Source organism: Bradyrhizobium uaiense (assembly GCF_010811875.1).
In the GTDB taxonomy this organism is placed as follows: Bacteria; Pseudomonadota; Alphaproteobacteria; order Rhizobiales; family Xanthobacteraceae; genus Bradyrhizobium; species Bradyrhizobium uaiense.
Map to the genome: position 1 here is coordinate 1 of NZ_VKHP01001236.1, position 219 is coordinate 219.

A 219-nucleotide genomic window follows, 5' to 3' on the forward strand; every position below is an offset into this window, starting at 1 on the left:
GGCGGAGGGCCGTTGATTCTTTTTTTTCCGCCCCGCGTGTGCGAGGCGACGATGCTGCAGGAAGGCGTAGGCAATCATTGTCATCAGGGCGGGACGATGAAGACCCTTCCATGATCGCCCCTCGAAGGGATCAAGTCCGAGTTCCTCCTTCAACTGCTGATGCGCCTGCTCACAAATCCATCTTGCCTTGATGGTGGCGGCTAGTGTGCGCAGATCCGT

1 pseudogene is annotated in these 219 nt (G+C 58.0%); it reads right to left on the reverse strand.

Going from position 1 to position 219, the window contains the following annotated elements:
* A pseudogene (locus FNJ47_RS55865) lies at window positions 1-219 on the reverse strand (IS701 family transposase); the annotation flags it as partial.